Origin of the sequence: Mesorhizobium sp. M2A.F.Ca.ET.067.02.1.1 (assembly GCF_004023285.1) — a bacterium.
Classification (GTDB): Bacteria; Pseudomonadota; Alphaproteobacteria; order Rhizobiales; family Rhizobiaceae; genus Mesorhizobium.
In genome coordinates, this window is the sequence record NZ_RZSB01000871.1 from 1 (window position 1) to 2,260 (window position 2,260).

Below are 2,260 nucleotides of genomic sequence, written 5' to 3' on the forward strand. Positions count from 1 at the left end.
CCCTTATTCGGCCGCCACCAGCCTGTCAGTCGATCGAGGAGACGTCTGGAGCGACGGCAGCGTCGGCCGCACCGCCAGCGCGTCCCGGACGACCTTCTCGACCGCCTTGCGGCGTTCGCCCGACAGCGGCTGGCGCGGCATGCGCATGCGGTCATTCGTACCGATCGCCAGCACTTCGGCAAGCTTGATGTTTTGGACCAGATAGGTCGAGACATCGAGGTCGAGCAGGGGCCGGAACCAGCGGTAGATCGCCAGCGCCTCCTCGCGGCGGCCCTGCCGCATCAGCTGGTAGATCGCGACGGTCTCGCGCGGGAAGGCGGTGACCAGGCCGGCGACCCAGCCGATGGCGCCAACCGAGAGCGCCTCGAAGGCGAGATTGTCGACGCCGGTGAATAGGTCGTAGCGATCGCCGAAGCGATTGATGATCTCGGTCGATCGGCGGATGTCGTCGGACGATTCCTTGATGGCTACGAAGCGCTTGTCGGTCGCCAACTCCTCCATCAGGTCGACGGTGACGTCGACGCGATAGGCGAGCCGGTTGGAATAGATCATCACTGGCAGGTCGCCGGCTTCCGCTACGGCACGAAGGGCGGCGACGGTCTCTTCCGGATTGGTGTGGTAGATCGGGCTCGGTACCACCATAAGGCCGTCGGCGCCTTCCCTGGCGGCGCGCTTCGCGATGCTCGCCGCCTCGCGGGTACCCGGCTCGTTGACGGTCAAGAGCACCGGCTTCTTGCCGGCGACCTTCTGCGCCGTCTTCAGCACTTCGATCTTCTCGTCAGGCGACAGCATCGGCCCTTCCCCCAGCGAACCGCAGACGATGATGCCGTCGCAGCCGGCCTCCATCTGCAGGGAGTAGCAGCGCTCCATCTCGGCATGGTCGAGGCGGTCGTCGGCGGTGAATTTGGTCGTGACCGCTGGGAAAACTCCGGTCCACATGGCAACTTCTCCTCTGATATATCAGTCGTATATCTATTAAGAATTGGCGTGTCAACGCTGAATCCGTTATGATATATGAAAAATATATCAGGAGCCTGCTATTGATCTCCCCGCTGATATCCGCTGATGCGAACGCCCCCTTCGAGCCGGCGGCGACCAAGGCCTATCGCGCGCTGGAGCACATGATCGTCACGCTCGAGCTGGCGCCGTCGAGCTTCGTCACCGAAGGCGCGCTGATCGATCGCCTGGGTCTCGGACGCACGCCGGTGCGAGAGGCGATCCAGCGGCTGGCCTGGGAAGGGCTTCTCGACATAAGACCCCGCGCCGGCATCGCAGTCGCGCCGCTTCACGCCGGCGACTGGCTGCGGGTGCTCGATGCCAGGCGCGGCATCGAGGTCGTGCTCGCCCGCTCGGCCGCTCGCTTCGTCACCCGCGAGGCCGCCGACCTGTTTCACGAGGCGGCGCTCGCGATGCAGAAGGCGGTGATCTCGGGCAACGTGCTTGCCTTCATCCAGGCCGACAAGGCGCTCGACGAAGCGCTGGCGATCGCCGCCGACAACCCCTTCGCGGCGCGAGTGGCCGCCCCCCTGCAGAGCCACAGCCGCCGCTTCTGGTTCCGCTACAAGGCCGACACCGGTCTTGCCGAATCAGCCGAGCACCACGTCGCGCTGATCCGCTCGATCCTCGACGGCGACGAGGAAGGCGCCGCCAAGGACGCCAAGAAACTGATGGCGCTGCTGCGCGGCCACGCCGAGGTCGCCGCGACGCGTTGAGCAGGACAGCACCTGCTCGAGGCGTCCTCAGCCGCCCGGCTGCCCGACCGCGGTCGCCAGCGTATCCTCCCATCCCTCGCCGGCTGCCAGGATGCAGCTCTGGCCTTTGACGTCGGTCATCAGGATGGTCCAGGTTCCGCTTGCCGAGACGAACACCTCGAAAATGGCGACTTGGCCGGCCACGCCATAGCCCAGCCGCTTCTCCTCGAACGCCTCCGCCAGCCTCGCGACCAGATAGTTGTGGCCGCCGCAGATGATTTGCGCCCGCGCCGGAACTGCCGATATCGCCATCAGGGCGCCAACGGCTACAAGCATGATCCATTTAAACGAAAAATCGCGTGCCATGGGGCACCTCCTTCGCCTTCGCATTCCGGCAAGGGAGGCACATTCGGCCGCCTCAGTGTGCCGGAAGGCTCCAGGCCGGATCAGACGTCTTCATCACGTCGCTCCTTCTGGTTTCCGGTCTGTCGTCGGGAGATCATCACTCCCTGGATTCGATATGGTGAAGCTCCGCCTCGTAAACAAGGCGCTCTATGAAGCGCTGGCCA

Annotated in this window: 3 protein-coding genes; 1 reads left to right on the forward strand and 2 read right to left on the reverse strand. The window is 64.9% G+C overall.

Annotation, left to right across the window (positions count from 1 at the left end; translation table 11 throughout):
* Positions 1 to 3: 3 nt before the first annotated feature.
* Positions 4 to 939: a dihydrodipicolinate synthase family protein gene (locus EOA28_RS33040; RefSeq protein ID WP_127249640.1), complete on the reverse strand. Its 936-nt coding sequence runs from the start codon at positions 937 to 939 to the stop codon at positions 4 to 6.
* A 68-nt stretch (positions 940 to 1,007) separates the two neighbouring features.
* On the opposite strand from EOA28_RS33040, the gene EOA28_RS33045 reads away from it, so the two are divergent.
* The gene (locus tag EOA28_RS33045) at positions 1,008 to 1,712 is read left to right on the forward strand and encodes a GntR family transcriptional regulator (RefSeq protein ID WP_245463402.1); all 705 of its coding nucleotides are present in this window, start codon (positions 1,008 to 1,010) and stop codon (positions 1,710 to 1,712) included.
* 27 nt (positions 1,713 to 1,739) lie between these two features.
* Here EOA28_RS33045 and EOA28_RS33050 read toward each other — a convergent pair whose 3' ends face one another.
* Entirely contained in the window at positions 1,740 to 2,057 is a 318-nt protein-coding gene (locus tag EOA28_RS33050) for a hypothetical protein (RefSeq protein WP_127249641.1), read from the reverse strand.
* Between the last annotated feature and the right edge of the window lie 203 nt (positions 2,058 to 2,260).